Here is a 20,175-nt window from a genome sequence, read left to right on the forward strand (position 1 = left end):
GCTGTGGCAATCTTTACGGACCCTATCAGGGAGCATGCTGATTTTGGCCCGGGGGATGCCGAGTGGCTGCACCTCCTGGTCGGCGACTGGCAGATGGTCGCCGACCTCGCGTTCGCCGACCTCGCCCTGTGGTTCCCGCATCCTGAGCTCGGCTACGTGGCGCTTGCCCACGTCCGCCCCTCCACCACGCACACGGTGTTCCACGCCGACTTCGTGGGGGAGGGGATCAGGTCGGACCTGCAGCCGCTGGTCGACAAGGCGTGGGAGAGCCGCGCGATCGAACGCTCCAACGAGACCAACTGGAGCAGCGACATGGCCCTCCGAGTCGAGGCGGTCCCGATGGTCCGCAACGGCCGCACCCTGGCGATCGTCACGTCCCATATGGATCTGTCCAGTTCACGGATGCCCTCCCGGCTCGAACTCACGTACCGGCAGTGCGCCTACGATCTGCTGCGCATGGGCACCCTGGGCCTGTGGCCGGACTTCGCCTCGCCGACAGGCTCGCGCCGCGGTGCCCCGCGTGTGGGCGACGGCCTGATCAGGCTCGACGCCGAGGGGATCGTGCAGTACGCCAGTCCCAACGGGGTTTCCGCGTTCCGCCGGCTCGGCGACGGCGAGTCCCTCGAGGGCCGGTCCCTGGCCGAGGTGACCGCCGGGCTCCTGAAGGACCGGCGCATGGTCGATGAAACACTGCCTCTCGTGGTCACGGGCCGCATGCCGTGGCGCAGTGAAATCGAGTCACGCGGCGTGAGCCTTTCGCTGCGGGCCATCCCGCTGCGCGACGAGCAGCAGCGGTTCGGGGCCCTGGTCCTCTGCCGCGACGTCTCGGAGCTGCGCCGCCGGGAGATGGAACTGGTGACCAAGGACGCCACCATCCGCGAGATCCATCACCGGGTGAAGAACAACCTGCAAACCGTTGCGGCCCTTTTGCGGATGCAGTCGCGGCGCATGGTCAGCGATGAGGCCAAGCAGGGGCTCGAGCAGGCCATGCGGCGGGTGGCGACCATTGCCCTGGTGCACGAGACGCTGTCCCAGGGTCTGACCCAGAGCGTCGATTTTGATGAGCTGATCGGCCGCCAGTTCCGCCTCTCGGCAGAGGTGGCTTCACCCTCGCAACAGGTCAAGACGCAGCGTTCCGGACTCTTCGGCGATTTGCCGAGCGACTTCGCCACCCCGTTGGCCCTCGTCATCAATGAACTCGTCACGAACGCCGTCGAGCACGGGCTGGAGGGACGGACCGGCACGGTCTGGCTGGTCGCCGACCGCTCGGAAACCGAAGAAGGGGACGAGCTTCTCACCGTACGGGTGGAGGACGACGGCGTCGGGCTGCCGGACACGCCGTATGTCGAGGGCCTGGGCCTGCAGATCGTCCGCACACTGGTCACGAGCGAACTGGGCGGCACCATCCACTGGCAGGCCAGGGACGGCGGCGGAACCGCAGTCCAGATTGTCCTGAGCCTTACGACCCATTGAGCCTGCCACACCGGGACGGTGATTTTCGTGGACGCCGCTGCCCTGCGGCGCGGCCCCGTTGACCGGACGCCCCTCACGGGCTCATGCTCCAGCCTGGTCCGCGGGACTGCGGAGAACGGCTTAAACGGACAATGGCCGCGGACCTTTCGGTCCGCGGCCATTGATGCAGGGATCTTGCGGTAGCTGCCGGCGCTTCGGCAGCTGGATCAGGAAGCGCGCCGGGCGCGTGCGGCGCGGCGCTTCAGGGCACGGCGCTCGTCCTCGCTCATGCCGCCCCAGACGCCGGCGTCCTGGCCGGACTCCAACGCCCATTGCAGGCAGGTGTCCACAACGGGGCAGCGCCGGCAAACGCTCTTCGCTTCCTCGATCTGCAGGAGGGCAGGGCCGGTGTTTCCAACGGGGAAGAACAGCTCCGGGTCCTTGTCAAGGCAGGCTGCGCGGTTACGCCAATCCATGCTGATCAGTCACTCCATTCCTGGGAACTCGTTAAATGCCTTTGTGAAATTATTCACTAGAGGCTTCATAAGAAAAGGGCCCATTGGGGCCCCCTCGGTCATCTGGATTAAGCGTGTCATGTTAACGCTGTGTAAACAAGGGGTAATAGAGGTCAAAATGCCTCGAGACCGTGAGCGATGCATCACATTGAGTAGCGACGTCCTCACATCTAGACGACTATGTCCGGTAGTGTGCCAGTGTGTCAAGGCCCCCCGTGAACCCCGAAGATCCCCGCGAAAATGCCGCTGAAAATGCGGGCGACAGTCCAAGCAACCATGCAGGGGGGAATCCCGGCGAAAATCCCCTCCGGCGCGAGGCCGGCGACCCCGCCACAGCCGTCGTGCGGCCCCGCGCCGTCGTCGTCATCGCCGTCGTCGTGGCGCTTGAAGCCACGGCCCTGCTCCTGGCGGGCGTCTGGTACGGGACCCAGCTCGTGACCGGGGCACCGGTACTCTCCTTCTGGGGCGCCGTCTTCACGCTGTGCCTCCTTCTGGCGGCCTCCGTCTGGCTTTTCGCCGTGGCACGCTTCCTCATGCGGGGGTTCCGCTGGCCGCGGGCAGGTGCCCTGATAGCCCAGCTCATCGTCCTGAGCATCGGCTTCCCGACCCTGACCGGCGGCTATCCGCTCGCCGGACTGGCCATGGTGGTTCCTGCAGCCACGGCCATTGTGCTCCTGTTCGACAAGCGGGTCATCGCCTTCGGGTCACGGGCAGCCGGAGCCCCGCCCGCCCTGTAGCGACCCGCAGCCTACCTCCCGCCTGCTCACGTCGAGTCCTGTAGCGGCCCAGCACGTGCGGCCCTCCGTCCGGGGGATATGCGGACCGGGCCGCCGGTAAGTCGGTCTGCAGCCAGTTGGACGGGCGTCGCCCGGCCGTCGGATATGACGACAGCGCGTCCTGGCGGAGGATTCTGTTCCGGTTCGAACCGAACGCCGAACATGTCGCCGTCGATGAGACCCCGCGGACGAATCAGGACCGCCCGTCCCTGGCTGCGCGCGATGCCGGCGAGGGTTACGCGTTGCCCGAATCCGGGGCCGAAACCCGCGGCCAGGACCACACGCCAGCCCAGGCTGTTTAGGGTCGCCAGGTTGCTGTTGGCCTCGGGCGGGAGCAGATCAGCGTCATCTGCCAGCGCTATCGCAGTCCGGTCGAGGGTGCCAGCGAGCGCGGAGGCATGGACTGCGGACCAGTATTGGCCGGGATCGGTCCCTGGCTGCGGTGAGAGCCACGCTCCTGCAGGGTTCATCGCCGGGAGCGCGGCCAGCAACGTGCTCTTCCCGGATGCCGGGCCGCCAAGGACCGCAAGGACACCGCCGGCCGGCAGTCGGATTCCACACGGCCGGAGCTCGTCTCCGGCCACCCCGATGAGCAGTTCGGTGGCCGGGACCGGGACCCGTGCGGTCCCGGGCACTCCACCATCCACTGCACGATCCACTGCAGCAGACGCGGCAGCGATCGTGGACGCGGGTCGCACGGACGGCGCAGGCGGCGCACTCCGAGGGCCGCCCCCGGGAGCCCTGCAGCCGGCCAGAACCTCGTCAACCGTCACCAGTGTTGGCAGGGCGTCGACCCGAAACGGCTTCGTCGCGACGGCTCCGAAAACCTTGCTCCGCCCGCCAGTTGCCATCGGCTCGAACATCTGGGCCGGGTGCCCGGTTGCCCCGGGAACCGGGACGAACGCACCGAATACGGCGACGCGCCCCGGGATCGGCTCCAACGCAGGAAGCCGCGGCCAGGCAAGACGGCCCTCGTCGGTGGACCCCGCGGGAAAGAAGATCCGGTTTGGCAATGCGGCGAAAAACCTGGACGTCACGAGCTCGCGCTCGCCGGAGACCACAACAGTGATCCCGGCCCGGGGTCCGTCGCGCACGATGTCATGGACCAGGTCTTCGGCCCATGCCAGCGGCCCGGAACGGAAGCCCGACACCCAGGCACCCCAGGCGTTGAGCACCAGGACCAGTAAGGGCCGGGGCGAGGCCGCCGGCACACTGAGCCGGAAAGTGACTTCTTCCGCGACCCGTTGCAGCACCCTGGCGGCCCGTCGGAGTTCGTGCAGGCCTGCCACCGCGCCGGACCGGGGCGCCGCCGCGATGGAGACGAAGGCACCGGTGGCGTCGAGGACGTAGAGGTGCGACTCCAGATTGCCGGCCAGAAGCTGATCGACTGCGAGGGCCAGAGTGGCGTCGCTGGTGCCGGCCCCGGCGCCGACGAAGCCCAGATGCCCATGCTTGTCAGGGCTCCAGCTCAGTTCCCTGACGCATTGGAGTTCCGGCAGGTCTACCCGGCCCAATCGGATCAGGTCCCGGTCGGCCTGCCCTGGACCCGGGTACGGCAATCGTTCCGGCAGGGGGTCCGCTACGGGCCGGCGCGGCAGCGGGCCGCCGCGTTCCTGCCACAGGCCCGCAACGACGTCGATGAGCGGCGCGGCCACCTGTGCCGGCGTCCGGGCCGCGGCGCCGGAGTCTTCCTGCCGACCGGGGAAGCCGTCGGCCGCGAGGCCGGCCGTCTGCGGCCGGGTCAAAGTCTCCGTGACTGTGCGCACCGTGACTGTACCGTCTGCCGGCGCGTCCGTCCCGGACGTCATGGTGGCCGTCTGGAACTCCTCTGGGGCTTGTGTGCCGCGAATCAAGAACGCCCGCCCGGGCCGTGCGATGGGGATTGCGGCCGCGAGGCCGGAGCCCATGACGTCGACCGATTCGAGGCTGGACTGGACCCGGAGGGCGATGCAGGTGGTGACATTGGCCCTGATGTCGGCGTTCAGGGCTCCCTGAGGGCGCTGGGTGGCCATGATGAGATGGATCCCCAGCGACCGGCCGATGGCAGCAATCCGCATGAGTTCGGACAGGGCGTCGGGGGCTTCGTCCACCAGGATCCTGAACTCGTCAACGACGATGACCAGATAGGGCACGGCCGGGCCGTCCCCTCGTGATGACTCATACGTCGCAAGATCCGGCGCATTCACCCGAGCCAGCAGCTCTTCCCTGCGCCGAACCTCGGCCCGCAATGATACGAGCGTGCGCTCCACGTCGGGAGCGCCGAGATCCGTCAGCAGGCCGACGCAGTGCGGGAGCCCGGTCAGCGGGCCCAGGCCCGAGCCGCCCTTGAAATCTATGAAGAGCAGGTTGACCCGGTCCGGGGGATGACTGGCCGCGAGCCCGGCGGCGAAGGTCCGCAGAAACCCCGACTTCCCGGAACCCGTAGTCCCTGCGACCAGGAAGTGCGGACCGTCCGCCTTCACATCGATCCGAATGGCCCCCGAGCTTCCCATACCGACAAGAACCCCCAGTCCGGCGGGGGAGCGGCTCCGGGCCCAGCGCCGGGAGATATCCGCAGCCGCGAGGGGAAGAACGTCCGCCAGTCCACAGCGGTGCGGGACGGTTGGCGGGAGATCCGCCGGGGTCCGCCCGGCGGCGTTGAATCTGCGGCAAAAACGGTCAAAGACGCCCGGCGGGACAAGATCAGGGATGAACTCCACAGGTGGGGCGTCTGCCGTGATGAGGGCGCCGGGCCGGCCGAGGACGATGCCGGGGTGCTGATCGGGGCCTTGTTCCGGTAGATACTCAATCACCCTCCAGCCGTGTGCCGTGGCCAAGTGCCGCAACGTGGGCCGCGTGCCGGCAGCGGCCCGACCGGCAGTGCCCCGTTCGGCCGCGTCCTCATCGGCAGCGTCCGGACCGGCCGCAGCACTGAACTTCCTGGCTTGCCAGGGAGCGTCCCAGAGGATGAGGACTCCGTGGGCACATCCCTCCCCGGGACCGCCAGCCAAGCGGGCTGCGGTGACAGCGTGAGTCGCGGACAACGTGACGCCGGGCAGGAAGCGCGCCGCCAACGGCAGCGTGTCCGCCGCGCCGTGCACGAGCACACAGGTGCTGCCGGCGTGGGGGTAGGCGGCCAGTTGCAGGATGAAGGAGCGCAGCAGCCCCGCGGCCGCGGACGCGGGCCCGTGGATAGTCACCACCGCAGACGCCGGGTCCAAGGTCAGGGGCGCCGGGCCTAGGGTCGGGGGCCGGAAGCCGGATTCGGGCGGTTCCAGCCGGATATTCGCCCGCTGATCCGCAAGGCCGAGTCGCAGCCAGATGCCCGGAGGCTCCCCGCGGGATGCGCCGCGTGGTGCGGAGGCCTCGGCCGCAGAAGTAAGAACAAGGTCCGCCGCGGAGGGGGCGGCCTGCCGGCGTCGGTCCCGGTCCTGCAACACCGCCGCCGCGATGGCAGCGGCGAGCTCGCGGCGCTGGCGCCGGCCCGACAGAACCGGGACGAGGACGGATACGGCAGATACCGCGGTAAAGGCCAGGAACATCCACATGCCGGTGAGCAGGGCCAGGCCGATGCCGGTCAGGAGCGGCAGCACCGCGGCCAGAACCACGGCGGCCCGGTGGCCTGGGGCAGCGGTGCCGCGGACAACAAGTGGCTCGGCCACGCTGCCGCCTGCATACGCCGTCAGGGAGGCCGCCGCAGCGTCCGGCTCGGTCGGCGGCCCTAGCCGGAGCGACATGGTGGAGTCGCCGCAGCGGATCGAGGACGCCGTGGTTACCGGCGCCGACCGCACTTTGCGGCCGTCGACGCTGGTTCCGTTCGCGCTCCCGAGGTCGACGATCGTGACGGCCGAGTCCGAGACGTCCAGGCGTGCGTGCTCCCGGGAGAGTGCGGCGTCAGGGATCTGGATCTCTGTCCCGCTGCGTCCGATCCGGAACTGGCCCCGTTGCAGCGCGACGACGGTGCCCGCGCCGGGACCGCTGTGGACGGCGAGCAACAACATGGCAGGTTTCGGGTGCCCGGGCCGGGGCCGGGATCGCGCGGCGGAACCATCGGGAGACGCGGTGCCGGCAAACCCACTGCCCGCAAGCCCGGAGCCCCTAGTGGACCCGGAGCCCTTAGTGGACAGAGCACCGTCAATCAGCACGGCGCCCGGGACCAGGGGAGCGACGCCCACCGTCATGGCGGAAACCGGGGCTCCCCGGACAAATAGTTCACCTGTCCCGTGGCGACGGGCGATGGCAGCTTCCAGATCTGCGCCGGTGCAAGCGGCTGGCACATCGACGGCGAGCTCGATGAGCTGCCCTTCCGGCGTCGATCCAGACCCGTGGGTGCCCTGCGTGAGAGTGCAGTGGAGGGCAGTGCCCGGCACAAGCGTGCAGTGGAAAATCATCAGGGGGCGTCCTTTCCCGCGTGGCGGCCCGCTTCCCACGTTAGGGACGCGTCGGCTTGGTTGCAGCCGCGAAATTGGGCTATGTGGACAACCCCGGAGCAGGCAGCGCATGCGCAGCACCCGCGCCGTACGCGCGCAGCACCTGCGCCGCACGCGGGCTGCAAGCGCGCCGCACGCAGGCCGCGCGACGCGGGCCGGGCGCCGACTGCAATGGCGCCTCGGGTAGGCTAGAGCAGCAGACAATGCGCAACATTGGGCTGCCCGCATTCGAATCAGGAGAGTTTGTGACCGCTGACCTCGTCATCGTAGGGTCGGGCTTCTTTGGCCTGACAATCGCAGAACAGGCCGCCACAGAGCTGGGCTTGAAGGTAGTCGTCATCGACCGCCGCCACCACATCGGCGGCAATGCCTACAGCGAAAAGGAAGAACAGACCGGCATCGAGGTGCACCGCTACGGTGCCCACCTCTTCCACACGTCCAACGACCGTGTGTGGGAGTACGTGAACCGCTTCACCACCTTCACGAACTACGTTCACAAGGTCTATGGCGTGCACAAGGGCGAGGTGTACTCCCTGCCCATCAACCTGGCCACGATCAACCAGTTCTTCCGGGCCAACCTCACCCCCGGCCAGGCGCGGGAACTGATCACCGAACAGGCCGGCGAACTGGCGGGCACCGATCCGCAGAACCTGAACGACAAGGGCATCCAGCTCATCGGCCGTCCGCTCTACGAGGCGTTCATCAAGCACTACACCGGCAAGCAGTGGCAGACGGATCCCAAGGACCTGCCCGCGGGCATCATTTCCCGCCTCCCCGTCCGGTACAACTACGACAACCGTTACTTCAACGACAAGTACGAGGGCCTGCCGACCAACGGCTACACGGCCTGGATCGAGAAGATGGCCGAGCACCCGAACATTGAGGTCCGGCTCAACACGGACTTCTTCGACGAGTCGCACGAGTACAGCAAGGACAAGGTGGTCGGCACCATCCCGGTTGTTTATACCGGTCCCGTCGACCGCTACTTCGACTACGCCGAAGGCGATCTCTCCTGGCGCACGATCGACTTCGAGGAAGAAGTCCTCGACGTCGGCGATTTCCAGGGAACTTCCGTGGTCAACTACAACGACGACGACGTGCCGTTCACACGCATCATCGAGCCGCGCCACTTCCACCCGGAACGCGACTACCAGACGGAGAAGACCGTCATCATGCGCGAATTCTCCCGCGCGGCGGAAAAGGGCGACGAGCCCTATTACCCGATCAACACTTCCGCCGACCGGGAGCGCCTGCTTAAGTACCGCGACCTCGCGGCAGCCGAGAAGGACGTCCTCTTCGGCGGACGCCTCGGCACCTACAAATACCTGGACATGCACATGGCCATCGGCTCTGCCCTGACCATGTTTGAGAACAAGATCCGGCCGCATTTCGAGGCCGGCGCCACGATTGAAAGCGGAGGAGTGGACGCATGAGCGCCGCTGAAACGACACCCGGCTGGAACCCGATTCAGCGGGTCATCCTGCCATCGACGGACCAGACCGACACCGTATCCCTCTACGTTGACGCTGGCACCGCCAGCGGCATCCGGCTCCGGGAGAACGACGAATTCGCCCGCACCCCCAAGCTGCTCGAAGACAAGCTGCAGATGTTCAGCTCAGAGAGCCGCGAGGCGCACTTCGAGGACCTCCTTGGCCGGCACTCCATGCGCGTGCGCTCCGGGGAGCAGATCTCGTTCGGCACCTACTTCAACGCCTTCCCTGCCAGCTACTGGCGCCGCTGGACCTCGGTGCGTGACATCCGCCTGGTCGTGGAGACGTCCGGCCCGGGAACGGTTACCGTCTACAAGTCGAACGCCCGCGGCTCAGTCCAGCGCGTCGACGGCAAGCACGTCGACGGCGACACCACCTCCACGTTCGAGCTCTCGCTCAAGCCTTTCGGCGACGGCGGCTGGTACTGGTTCGACCTGGCCGCCAGCACCGGCGACCTCGTCCTGAAGAACGGCGCGTGGCAGGCTACCGGTGGCCCCGCGACCAAGGGCCAGGTGACCCTGGAAATCACCACGATGAACAAGCCTGACTTCTGCCTGAACAACGCCCGCATCCTGGCGGAGAACGCGGAGGTGCTTGAGAACGTCAAGGAAATCCTGATCGTGGACCAGGGCACGCAGAAGGTCCAGAACCAGGAGGGCTTCGCCGCTGTGCGGGACGCCCTCGGCGGCAAGCTGCGGGTCATCAACCAGGCCAATCTCGGCGGCTCCGGTGGCTTCGCGCGGGGCATGTTCGAGGCCGTCGAAAACGGAAGCGACTACGCCCTGCTGCTCGACGACGACATCGTCGTCGAACCCGAGAGCATCGTCCGGCTCCTGACCTTCGCCGACCACTGCCGCAAGCCGACGATTGTCGGCGGCCACATGTTCGACCTCTACAACCGCAGCGTCCTGCACACCTTCGGCGAGGTGGTGGACCCCTACCGGATCGTCCCGGCCCTGCCGCATGCCGACATGGAGACGCGGCACGATTTCAGCGTCGCGAACCTGCGTCAGACACCTTGGCTGCACCGCCGCGTGGACGTGGACTACAACGGCTGGTGGATGTGCCTGATCCCCACGAAGGTGATCCAGGAAATCGGGCTGTCCCTGCCTCTGTTCATCAAATGGGACGACGCCGAATACGGGCTGCGCGCCCGTGAAGCGGGCTTTGCCACGGTGTCGATGCCGGGTGCTGCCGTCTGGCACGTGTCCTGGATCGACAAGGATGACCTCGTCGGCTGGCAGGCCTACTTCCACGCGCGGAACCGGCTGATCACCACCCTGATCCACAGCCCGTACCCTAAGGGCGGCCGCGTGCTGCGCGAATCTTTCCAGTCCGACGTCAAGCACCTCGTGTCCATGCAGTACTTCACCGAGCACGGGCGTATCGACGCGCTGCGGGACCTCCTGAAGGGTCCCGACGACCTCCACAAGGTGCTCGGCACCAAGCTGCCGGAAATCAACGCGCTGAAGGCGCAGTACCCGGACGCCCAGCTGAAGGAAGACGTCGATGACTTCCCGGCGCCCAAAATCGGCCGCGGGCCGATGGGCGGGACCGTCGTGGGCCTTCCCAGCAAGAAGCAGCTGATCCCGTGGGGCATCAAAACGGTGGCGCGCCAGCTCATCAAGGCGCCGGGACCGGAAAGCGCCGAACGGCCCCAGGGCTACCTGGCCCACCGCGACAACCGGTGGTACCGGGTGGCGCACTATGACAGTGTGGTGGTCTCCAACGCGGAGGGCACGGGCGCCTCGTGGTACCAGCGCGACCCGAAGAAGCTCAAATCGATGCTGACCGAAGCGACCATGCTGCACGCAAAACTGTTCCGGGAATGGGACAGTCTTGCCGCACAGTACCGCCGCGCCGTCACCGAGATCAGCTCCATCGATGCGTGGAAGAAGACGTTCGAGGCGAACTCCGAGGACGGCAGGTAGATGGCTGGTCAAACCGACCAACTGATCAAGCCCGGATCCGGGCACGGGCTCCTGGACGTCTACGGCGACCGCTTCCTCCTGAAGCTGCTGGTGCGCAAGGAAATCAAGGTGCGCTACCGCGGCTCCGTGCTGGGCCTGCTGTGGTCCTATGTGAAGCCGCTCGTGCAGTTCCTGATCTACTTCGTGGCGCTGGGCATCTTCCTGAACCTTCAGCGGGGAACGCCAAACTATGCGATCTACCTGTTCTCCGGCATTGTCCTGGTGAACTTCTTCACGGAATCGCTGTCCAACGCCACCCGCTCGATCGTGGACAACCGGGACCTGATCCGGAAGATCTACCTGCCCCGGGAGCTCTTCCCGGTGGCAACGGTCTGGGTCTCGGCAGCGCACTTCCTGCCCCAACTGGTGGTGCTGGTCGGTGCCTGCCTGGTGGTCGGGTGGGCGCCCACGCTGCTGCAGCTCGCCGCGGTGGTCCTGATCTTCCTCATGGTCGCCGTCCTGGGCACGGGCCTGGGCCTGCTGTTCGGCGCCATGAACGTGTATTTCCGGGACTCGGAAAACATCGTCGACATGATCGTCATGGTCGTCACCTGGGCTTCCCCGGTCCTCTACCTCTGGACGATGGTCGCAAAGGTGATGGGCGACTGGTTCTGGATCTACCAGCTGAACCCGATGACGGTCGCCGTCGAGGTCTTCCACTGGGCCTTCTGGGAACCGACGCTCAAGGCGGACCAGCTGGTCAACGACGCCACACCCCCCGGCATGCTGACGCTGTGGCTGCCCATCGCCATGCTGATCACGTTGGCCGTGCTGTTCGTCGGGCAGTTGACGTTCCGCCGGCTCGCCGTCCACTTCGCTCAGGAGCTCTGACATGACGCCGCAAGGCCACGTGGCCATCATCTGCACCGACGTCCGGAAACAGTTCGTGCTCCGACACACCCGTTCCCTGAAGGAAGCCCTCGTCTGGCTCGTGAGGGGGCGCAAGGGTGACCTGTCGAAGAAGTTCCTGGCCCTCAACCACGTCTCGCTTGAAGTCAAGCAAGGCGAGACGGTGGCGCTCATGGGGCTCAACGGCTCCGGAAAGTCAACGCTCCTGAAGCTCATTTCCGGGGTCCTTCAGCCCGACGGCGGCACGGTGCGCACGCGCGGCCGCGTCGCCGGCCTGATCGAGGTCGGCGCAGGCTTCCACCACGACCTCAGCGGACGGGACAACGTCTACCTCAACGGCGCCATCCTGGGCATGACCGAAAAACAGATCGACGAGAAGTTCGACTCGATCGTGGAATTCTCCGAAATCGGCGAGTTCATCGACACCGAGGTGAAGTTCTATTCCTCCGGCATGTACCTGCGGCTGGCGTTCAGCATCGCTGTGCACACGGACCCGGAAGTCTTCCTGATCGACGAGATCCTCGCCGTGGGTGACGAGCCCTTCCAGCGCAAGTGCATCGCGAAGATCAAGGAACTCTCGGACATGGGGAAGACCCTGTTTGTCGTGAGCCATGACCTGGACCTCGTGGCCACCGTGTGTGAGCGCGGTGTGCTGCTCGAACACGGCCAAATCGTCATGGACGGAGAAGTGCACGACGTCGTCGGCGAACTCCGGCGCAGGTCCCTCGCCATGTAGCAGGTCCCTCGCCGTGTAGCGGCGTGCCCGGCCGGCTCCCCGCAGGCTGTCCGTTAGGATAGGCCCGAAACGGGGGCTCAGCCCCGTACCGGGGGATGCGGGAGCAACGATGACAGCTGTGGGGTCCAGCGAGCGACGCGGCAGGGGACCGGGGCCTTCGTGGCCCGGTTGGCTGCGAATCATGACGAGGGCCGTGGCAGTCGCGGCCGTAACCGGCATCGTGGCGGCCAGCCTCGCCCAGGGAGCCGCCGCGGACAGCTCCCCGCCACCGCAGCCCGCACCATCGGCCACCGCAGGCAACGCCGCCACCGCCAGCCCACCCACGGCGGCGCCGGCGGCCCCGGTCACGGCAACACCACAACCGACGCCGACGGCGACGCCACAACCGACGCCGACGGCGACGCCACGCGCGACGCCAAAACCGACGCCTGCCGCAAAGGCGGCGACGGCGGCGCCCACGGCAGCTGCCGCGGAGGCAGCCATCCGCGTCCCCGGTGCCATCGGCGCCGAATACGAGCGCCTCGGCGGCGCCACTGGAGCCGTGGGCCTCGCGACGGCCGTGCAGCAATGCGGCCTGGCCGGCGGAGGCTGCCTGCAGACCTTCAAACACGGAACGATCGCCTGGAGCAAAGCCACCGGCGCCCACCTGCTGACCGGGGCGCTGGAGGACGCCTGGCTCAAGGGCGGCGGCGTCACAAGCTATCTCGGCTACCCGACCGGGGACGCCCGCTGCGGGGGAGATCCCCGGGTGTGCCAGCAGGCATTCCAACGCGGCAGCGTCTACAACGTGACCGGGAAGGGGACCTTTCCAGTCTGGGGCGCCATCAATGCCACCTATGAATCCCTCGGCGGACTGAACGGGTATCTCGGCTATCCGCTGGACGCCGAGACCTGCGGCCTGCCCGGCGGGGCCTGCACGCAGCGCTTCCAGCGCGGCGCCGTGTACTTTGCCCCCGGTGCCGGGACCTTCCCGGTGTGGGGCGCCATCAACGCCCGTTACCTTGCCCTGGGCGGCAGCCGGGGCTACCTGGGCTACCCGACGGGCGCCGAAAGCTGCGGGCTCCGCGGCGGTGGCTGCGCCCAGTCCTTTCAGCGCGGACGGATCTACTATGCGGCCGGCGCCGGGACTCAGGCGGTGTGGGGTGGTCTCGGACAGTTCTACGCGGCCCGCAAGGCCCAGGACGGCGCCCTCGGGTACCCGGTCACGGCCGAGGCCTGCGACCGGAGCGGTTTCTGCAGCCAGTCCTTCCAGTACGGCGTCCTCCAGTGGGTTCCGGGATCCGGCGTCCGTTACAGGCTGACCTCGGCCGCTTACTGCCCGGCCCTCAACTCCGGAGCCGTGAAGTACCGCACCGCCGGCGCCTCGCGGGTGTCCTTCGCGATTGCCGACGACTACAGGTCCACCCGCATCACCTTCATTACCTGCGTCCGCCAGCCGGACGGAAGCTACGCCAAAGAATGGGGCGCGCTCGGGCACGCCGGCGAGTCCGGCTTCGCGGCGCCTGGCGTCGCGACCGGGCCCACCTGGCAGGCGTTCTCCCCGACGGGGTCCTTCACCGTCACCCAGGCCTTCGGCCTGGGCAACCCCGGGACGGCCCTGCCGTACCGCACCCTCAATCCCTATTCGCGCTGGGGCGGCCGGCTCAATGCGAACTACAATAAGTACTTCGAGTCGAGCTCGGACGTCTTCCCGGACGAGAACATGTGGTACTTCGCAACCCGGCCGTCCCATGATTACCGCCAGGGCGTCGTCATCAACTACAACCGGCCGCCGGATGCGCCCATCACCATGAATGCGGGATTCGCGATTTTCCTCCACGGCAACAACCTGCCCACCTGGGGTTGCATCTCCCTCAACGACGGAGACCTCCTGCAATACCTGAGGACGGCGCATTCGGGAGACCGGTTTGTGATGGGGGTCGCGTATGACATCTTCAACTAGCTCAACCAGCCAGGCCGTTCCCCGGGAGGGTGAGGCAGCGGGCCGACGCCGCCCGGCCCAGTGCCCGGCGCGGCGCTCCGGCCTGCGCTACACCGGCCTGCTTGCCCTCGCCGCAAGCCTGGCCCTGGCCGGCTGCACCGCCGCTCCGGCCCCTGCCCCGGAGCAGTCCGCCGCCGTCCCGACGTCGGCCCCCACTCCGACCGCAACCTCCGGCGTCGCCCCCGGGGACGAGCCGTTGACGCACGACGGCCGCACGGTGGCACCGTCGACGGGCGATCGCTGCGCGCAGCCGGCGCTGCCCGATGTCCGGCGCGTGCTGGGCGCTGTGGCCGCCAACGTTCAGCCGGCGGAAGCCCAGGCGTCCTCGAAGGACGGCGTTGCCGACGTCGTCTGCACGTTCGCATTGGCCCCGGTCGGTGCCGGAGAGGCCGCCGACGTGGGGAATGCGCTTCTTGTGGCCAGGACCACCGCGCCGGACCAGGCTGCGCTGGACGGACTCGGACTGCCCCGGCTGATGATGTCTCCCGAGCCCGTCCCGGACTTGGGGGCCAAGGCGTGGTACTCGGTCAACCGCCTCAGCGGGACTACGGAATATGTCCTTGAGGCAGCGAACGGTTTGACCGTGGTGCGGGTAACCCTTGCCCTCCCGGCCGATGCGGCCGAGCCGGAGAACCTGAAAGCCGAACTCGCCGAACTCGCCAAGCTCAGCTAGGTGGCACTCATTTCGCGGGCCGCATTCCAGGGACTCGTGTCCGGACCACTTTCCCGGGACTCATGTGCCCCTGCAGGCTGTCACTTCGTAAAGCCGTGCGCCGCCTTCTGCCAGTACGAGCCGGACGGCCAGCGAGTTGTTGAGGTTCTCCAGTCCCGGGAAGGGATGATCGCCGAAGTGGACTTCATTGGGGCCAAAGTCCAGGACGTAGCGGACGCCCGTCGCCTTCAGCGCGGCGCAGACGTCGGGATCGGTGTCGGCGTTGCGGAGGTTCTGGTTGAGGATGTCGACGGCGGCCGTGTTGGCCGTCAGGATGTGTTTGGCGGTGGTCTCGCGGTGGGCCAGGGCATAGGCCAGGGCACCGCCGGTCCACGGGTTCACGGCGATGGCGTCGCCCTCGGGAACAATCCCGTCCAGCCGGTCAATGATTTTCTGTTCGTCCGTGGAGATGAGCAGCGAATGGTCGGTTTCGAGGTAGTTCATCCGGGCCGAACCGATGGCGGCCCTCATCGAGGGGACCTGGGACGCAAGCACGGCAAGCGCCAGTACGCCGCAGATGGCGGTGAAGGCAATCCTGCTGCCGCGGCCGGCCCCTGTATTTTCCTTGGCTGCACTTTCCTTGCCGGCACCGTCCTTCGCTGCACTGTCCTTCTCTGCCGGGCGCGACGCTGCCAGCCGGTCAAGCCGGCGGCGCAGCCAGACGGCGAAGGAATCGACGCCGACGGCGGCAAACGGCAGGGCAGTTAGCGGCAGGAGCGCCGCGAGCCTGTTGCTGTCGTTGTACCAGACGCCGGTCAGGGCGCTGCGCAGATCGCCCTTCAGGGTGCCGGAGACGACCACGTACAGCACGCCGGTGATGACAAAGGCTGCGATCATCCATGTCCTGCCGCCGCGCCGCCAGCACACGTAGAGTCCGATCAGCATGAGCACGCTGACGCCGATCGCAGCCGGGCGGTCGATCGCGGCGTTGGCGACAACGTCCCACACGGCACCCCGGGGCGTTTGCACGGGTTCCCAGAATGCGGCATCTTCCGGCGGCCGGATATTGGTCCACAGCAGATAGAGGGCCACCGCACCGGCGCCCAGGCCCAGGCTGGCAAGGAGCCAGACGTTCCGGTGGCGGGCCCGGTAACCGTGGTCGGCGGCCAAACGGGCGTAGGCCTGCAGGACGATCGGAACCGAGAGTGCCAGGAGCGACATGAAGCCGTTCGGATGGGCCAGGGCAAGTCCCGGAAGGATCAGCAGCGGCAGCGTGAACCGCGGCATCGGCGGCCACTGAAGATCGCGCGCGACCCGGAACAGCAGGGCAATGCTGGCCAGGACGGCCGGGAGCATGCTGATGGCCAGGAAATTCGGGTACAGTACGCCGAAATCCAGCAGCAGGAGCGGGAACGGCGCGAACAGTGCGGATAGGATCGCGGCAGCGCCGACGGCCACCGGCCGCTTGCCCGCCACTGTCCGTGTCAGCATCATGCAGCCCAGCGGCCACACCACTGCGGCCACCCCCATGTTCAGCACGTTCACGGCCGCCGTAATCGGCAGGCCTGTCAGCTGGACGAGGGCCGCGGCCAGGCCGTGCCAGGCGGCGGGATAGAAGTAGGGTGCCGCGTCGCCGCTGGTCATCTTCGACATCGACAGCGAGGACGCGTTGCCGGTATCGAGAATGTATCGCACTCCGTTGAGGTGGAACACGTTGTCGAATGTCTGGGAGAAACTTTCCGGAGTGCCGAAAACGACTGCGAGTTCAAGCAGGATCAGCGCCGCCCCCGCGACGAAGGCCGCTGCAACCCAGACGTCGCTGCGGGGCCGGCCTGCCTTCGGCTGCTGCGCGTCGGCGGGGGAAGTTCCCGCGGGGGATGCCCCGAGGGAGGCGGTGGTTAGGGTGTGCCGCAGGCTGCTGCCCGGGTGCAGGCGCCGGAGCGCGAAGAATCGGATCCCGAAGAGCAGGGCGGCGATCAGGATGCCCCCGGCCAGCACGGCAGCGGGCGTCCAGGGGATGTGCGCGAACGGCAGGACCACGGCGAGGACCGCCGCAATGGAAATTGTGACCGGTCCTGCCAGGGCGACCGCGGACAGCCGCCGCAGGCCCAGGCTCAGTGTCACCAGGCCGCCGGGCAGCAGCAGGAACAGCGCTGCCTCGAGCAGGTACGGCAGCGTCTGGAACCAGGTCAACGTATCAGCTTCGAAGAAATGCGGGCACCGGCAGGTACCGGCCCGCCGCAGGCGGGCGCGTCAGGACAGGCTGGCACGTCAGATGGTCTGGTCCAGCAGTCCCAGCAGATAGGCGCCGTAGCCGCTCTTGACCAGGGGCTCCGCGCGCTGGCGAAGTTCGTCGTCGGTCAGGAAGCCCAGCCGCCAGGCGATCTCTTCCGGGGCGCCGATCTTCAGTCCCTGGCGGTTTTCCACCGTGCGGATGAAGTTGGAGGCGTCGCTGAGGTCATCGAAGGTTCCGGTGTCCAGCCAGGCTGTGCCGCGGGGGAGGATCTCCACGTGCAGCTTGCCGCGCTCAAGGTAGGTCCGGTTGACGTCGGTGATCTCGAGTTCACCGCGGGCCGAGGGCTTGAGGTTCTTGGCGATTTCGATGACGTCGTTGTCGTAGAAGTACAGGCCCGGCACGGCGTAGTGGCTGCGCGGCTTTTCGGGCTTCTCTTCCAGCGAGAGGGCCTTGCCGTCGTCGTCGAATTCCACAACGCCGTAGGCCTTGGGATCGCGGACCCAGTAGCCGAACACGGCGCCGCCGTCGATGTCGGCGTGCCGGCGCAGCTGCGTGCCCATGCCCTGGCCGTAGAAGATGTTGTCACCGAGGACCAGCGCCACGGTCTCGTTGCCGATGTGCTCGGCACCCAGCACGAACGCCTGGGCCAGGCCGTCCGGCGAAGGCTGCTGGATGTACGTGAGGTTGACGCCGAACTGGGAACCGTCGCCCAGGAGCCGCTGGAACTGCTCTGCGTCATGGGGCGTGGTGATAATGAGGATGTCCCGGATGCCCGCAAGGATCAGCGTGGACAAGGGGTAGTAGATCATCGGCTTGTCGTAGACGGGGACGAGCTGCTTGCTGATGCCCAGGGTGATGGGGTGAAGCCGGGAGCCGGTACCGCCGGCCAGGATTATTCCACGCATAGGCCCAATCCTTCCGTACCTTGGCCGGTGACAGCAAACCAGGTGCCCGTTCCGGCGCGCGCAACGCGTGCTCAAGAGCGTGCCCAGGGCAACCGGCGCCCGGGGTGCGGGGCCCTGCAAGGTAGAATTGTGGGTCTGGACTACGTGATGAAGGATGCCGGAATTGAGCGCAGCTGTACTGACACCCAAGGCAAAGCCGGCCCCGGCAGTGGGGAGCCGGCTGGACCCGCGGAAGAACAGCTTGAACCTCATCAGGCTGGTTCTAGCCTTCATGGTCCTGCTTGCCCATAGCTGGCACATAGTCGGCGCCGGCAACGGCTGGGGGTTCCGCGGCGAAAACCTTGGCGGCTGGGCGGTGGCCGGGTTCTTCGGCATCAGTGGTTACCTGATTACGGCCAGCCGCTTTGGCAGCGGGATCGGCCGGTACCTGGTGCACCGTGTCGCCCGGATCTTCCCGGGGTTCATTGTCTGCCTGATCGTCATGGCCTTCGGCTTCGCCCCGATCGCCTACGTGATCCAGCACGGCTCCCTGCACGGCTTCATGCAGACGCCCACTACGCCTTTGAATTCCATCTTCGCTAACCTGTCCCTGCGGATTGTCAGCTACGACATTGCCGGCACCCCGGCGGGCGTGCCTTATCCGGGGGCATGGAACGGCTCGCTGTGGACGTTGTACTTCGAGTTCATGTGCTACCTGCTGGTCGCCGTGATGGCGTTCATTCCCCTGGTCCGCAAGTCCCCGTGGCCGGTGGTGGCCGCGTTCATTGCCAGCGTGGCCCTGTGGGCCAACGTCGGCGTCCTCAAGCCCTACCTGCAGTCGAACCTGGACTTTGAACTCGCGGCACGCCTGATCCCGTACTTCCTCGGCGGCGCCGTGGTGCAGGTGCTCAGCAACAAGATCGGCATCCACAAGGTGGCCGGCCCGGTCTCGATCGTGCTGGCTGCCCTGTCGATCTTCTTCGTCGACGGCTTCGGCGGTCAGCTCGCCGCGCCCTTCATTGCTTACGGGCTTCTCTGGATTTCCACGTGGCTGCCGCAGCCCGCCATTGTGGGCCGTCACGACATCTCCTACGGCGCCTACATCTACGCGTTTCCCGTCCAGCAGCTGCTGGCGGTGTTCGGGGCGTACCACTGGGGCGTCGCGTGGTTCACCGTGGCGGCCACGCTGTGCACGATCCCGTTCGCCGCGGCCAGCTGGTTCTTCGTTGAGCGCCCGGTCATGCGGCGGGCCAAGAACGCCGGCTGACCGGAAGCCACGTCCCGGGCCCGCATCCCATGAGCGGACCCCGGGCGGCTAGTGCCGGGCGCGTGGCCCGGAGACTCCGCGCACGCCGTCCGCCATGCCACGGAAGGCGTTGGCCAGGCGGATCCCGCGGCCTGGGGCCAGCAGCGTGACGATCGCCAGGTGGCGGTAGTCCGCCAGCAGGCCCTTGAGCGTCCACAGCGGAAAGCGCCGGCCGTACTGGCGTGCGAGCAGGATCCGGTTCCGGAAGAGGTAGTAGTAGCGCCAGTCCGCGGCCGTCCTGATCTTAAGTGGCCGGCCCGCGACGGACACGTCGCGGCCAAAGACGTTGGCTGTGGCCGGGCTGCCCAGGGCATGGTTGAGCGCGGCGTTGGGGGCCAGCACGGTGCGGAGACCCGCGGCCTCGCACCGGAGGTGGAACTCGCTGTCCACGCCGTCGATGAACAGCGGGCCCTGGAAGAGGCCCACCTTTTCGAGGACCGGCACCGGCACCAGCAGTCCTGACTGGATGGGTTCCCCGCCGAGCTGGATGCCGTTCAGGACCGGGCCTCGGCGCACCGGCAAGCCACGGACCGACGCCGGGGCAACCATGCCGACCGGGACGCCGGCCCCGGCGGCGGCCGCGGCGGCGGTGAGAAGCGCGTCGACGTAGCCGGGGTCCAGCAACGAGTCCTGGTCCATGGTCAGGATGTAGTCGGGCTTCGGGGCGGCCGCGAGTGCCGCGGTGATTCCCGCGTTGAGCGCAGCGGCGATGCCGGAGTTCTCGGCGAGCCGCACCACACCGCAGCCCAGGCTTTCCAGCGCGGCCAGGATCCGGGCGGTGTCCCGGGGGCTGCCGTCGTCGACGACCACCACCGCGTCAGCCTGGGCGAGCAGCGCGGCGGCGTTCGCCAGCACGCCGTCGTCGGGGTTGAACAGGGAAACGACGGCAGTAGTCCGGGGCACGGGAGCGTCCGTTCGG

14 protein-coding genes are annotated in these 20,175 nt (G+C 67.5%); 9 read left to right on the forward strand and 5 right to left on the reverse strand.

Annotated features, from left to right (window positions below):
- Positions 1-3 precede the first annotated feature (3 nt).
- Positions 4-1,473: a sensor histidine kinase gene (locus tag ACVWYS_RS05055; RefSeq protein ID WP_456508573.1), complete on the forward strand. Its 1,470-nt coding sequence runs from the start codon at positions 4-6 to the stop codon at positions 1,471-1,473.
- A gap of 206 nt (positions 1,474-1,679) precedes the next feature.
- On the opposite strand, the gene ACVWYS_RS05060 is transcribed toward ACVWYS_RS05055, so the two are convergent.
- Positions 1,680-1,928 (reverse strand): WhiB family transcriptional regulator, encoded by a 249-nt coding sequence (locus ACVWYS_RS05060; RefSeq protein ID WP_003804966.1) that lies wholly within the window; start codon positions 1,926-1,928, stop codon positions 1,680-1,682.
- A 239-nt stretch (positions 1,929-2,167) separates the two neighbouring features.
- Between ACVWYS_RS05060 and ACVWYS_RS05065 the strand changes: the two genes are divergently transcribed.
- The gene (locus ACVWYS_RS05065; protein WP_425547219.1) at positions 2,168-2,704 is read left to right on the forward strand and encodes a hypothetical protein; all 537 of its coding nucleotides are present in this window, start codon (positions 2,168-2,170) and stop codon (positions 2,702-2,704) included.
- A gap of 26 nt (positions 2,705-2,730) precedes the next feature.
- Here ACVWYS_RS05065 and ACVWYS_RS05070 read toward each other — a convergent pair whose 3' ends face one another.
- Entirely contained in the window at positions 2,731-7,113 is a 4,383-nt protein-coding gene (locus ACVWYS_RS05070) for an FtsK/SpoIIIE domain-containing protein (protein ID WP_456509409.1), read from the reverse strand.
- A 284-nt stretch (positions 7,114-7,397) separates the two neighbouring features.
- Here ACVWYS_RS05070 and glf point away from each other — a divergent pair, with 284 nt between their 5' ends.
- The 6 genes from glf (at position 7,398) to ACVWYS_RS05100 (ending at position 14,851) form a co-directional block, all read left to right on the forward strand.
- Positions 7,398-8,585 carry a UDP-galactopyranose mutase gene (glf, locus tag ACVWYS_RS05075; protein ID WP_344367291.1) on the forward strand — a complete coding sequence of 396 codons (1,188 nt, stop codon included), beginning with the start codon at positions 7,398-7,400 and terminating at the stop codon, positions 8,583-8,585.
- A complete protein-coding gene (locus ACVWYS_RS05080) occupies positions 8,582-10,573 on the forward strand; it encodes a glycosyltransferase (protein WP_456509410.1) in 1,992 nt (663 codons plus the stop codon). The genes glf and ACVWYS_RS05080 overlap by 4 nt, the downstream gene beginning before the upstream one ends.
- Positions 10,574-11,443, forward strand: a complete 870-nt coding sequence (locus ACVWYS_RS05085; protein WP_344367292.1) for an ABC transporter permease — start codon at positions 10,574-10,576, stop codon at positions 11,441-11,443.
- Position 11,444: 1 nt separating this feature from the next.
- Complete coding sequence (locus ACVWYS_RS05090; protein WP_344367293.1) at positions 11,445-12,197, forward strand: ABC transporter ATP-binding protein; 753 nt, start codon at positions 11,445-11,447, stop codon at positions 12,195-12,197.
- A 181-nt stretch (positions 12,198-12,378) separates the two neighbouring features.
- Positions 12,379-14,139: a L,D-transpeptidase family protein gene (locus ACVWYS_RS05095; RefSeq protein ID WP_456509411.1), complete on the forward strand. Its 1,761-nt coding sequence runs from the start codon at positions 12,379-12,381 to the stop codon at positions 14,137-14,139.
- On the forward strand, positions 14,123-14,851 hold the full coding sequence (locus ACVWYS_RS05100) for a hypothetical protein (RefSeq protein WP_456509412.1): 729 nt from the start codon (positions 14,123-14,125) through the stop codon (positions 14,849-14,851). The genes ACVWYS_RS05095 and ACVWYS_RS05100 overlap by 17 nt, the downstream gene beginning before the upstream one ends.
- Positions 14,852-14,911: 60 nt before the next feature.
- Here the strand turns inward: ACVWYS_RS05100 and ACVWYS_RS05105 are convergent, their stop codons facing one another.
- On the reverse strand, positions 14,912-17,023 hold the full coding sequence (locus ACVWYS_RS05105) for a DUF6541 family protein (protein ID WP_456509413.1): 2,112 nt from the start codon (positions 17,021-17,023) through the stop codon (positions 14,912-14,914).
- Between the two features lie 78 nt (positions 17,024-17,101).
- Entirely contained in the window at positions 17,102-17,971 is an 870-nt protein-coding gene (gene rfbA, locus ACVWYS_RS05110; protein ID WP_116766836.1) for a glucose-1-phosphate thymidylyltransferase RfbA, read from the reverse strand.
- A 163-nt stretch (positions 17,972-18,134) separates the two neighbouring features.
- Here rfbA and ACVWYS_RS05115 point away from each other — a divergent pair, with 163 nt between their 5' ends.
- On the forward strand, positions 18,135-19,217 hold the full coding sequence (locus tag ACVWYS_RS05115) for an acyltransferase family protein (protein ID WP_456508581.1): 1,083 nt from the start codon (positions 18,135-18,137) through the stop codon (positions 19,215-19,217).
- 48 nt (positions 19,218-19,265) lie between these two features.
- Here ACVWYS_RS05115 and ACVWYS_RS05120 read toward each other — a convergent pair whose 3' ends face one another.
- Entirely contained in the window at positions 19,266-20,159 is an 894-nt protein-coding gene (locus tag ACVWYS_RS05120; protein WP_456509414.1) for a glycosyltransferase, read from the reverse strand.
- Positions 20,160-20,175: the final 16 nt, after the last annotated feature.

The sequence above is a fragment of the Arthrobacter sp. TE12231 genome, from assembly GCF_054062895.1.

Coding starts and splice junctions, on each gene's coding strand:
- rfbA (WP_116766836.1), bottom strand. CDS start 17,971: ATGCGTGGAATAATCCTGGCCGGCGGTACCGGCTCCCGGCTTCACCCC.
- ACVWYS_RS05100 (WP_456509412.1), top strand. CDS start 14,123: ATGACATCTTCAACTAGCTCAACCAGCCAGGCCGTTCCCCGGGAGGGT.
- ACVWYS_RS05095 (WP_456509411.1), top strand. CDS start 12,379: ATGACGAGGGCCGTGGCAGTCGCGGCCGTAACCGGCATCGTGGCGGCC.
- ACVWYS_RS05070 (WP_456509409.1), bottom strand. CDS start 7,113: ATGATTTTCCACTGCACGCTTGTGCCGGGCACTGCCCTCCACTGCACT.
- ACVWYS_RS05060 (WP_003804966.1), bottom strand. CDS start 1,928: ATGGATTGGCGTAACCGCGCAGCCTGCCTTGACAAGGACCCGGAGCTG.
- ACVWYS_RS05085 (WP_344367292.1), top strand. CDS start 10,574: ATGGCTGGTCAAACCGACCAACTGATCAAGCCCGGATCCGGGCACGGG.
- ACVWYS_RS05090 (WP_344367293.1), top strand. CDS start 11,445: ATGACGCCGCAAGGCCACGTGGCCATCATCTGCACCGACGTCCGGAAA.
- ACVWYS_RS05080 (WP_456509410.1), top strand. CDS start 8,582: ATGAGCGCCGCTGAAACGACACCCGGCTGGAACCCGATTCAGCGGGTC.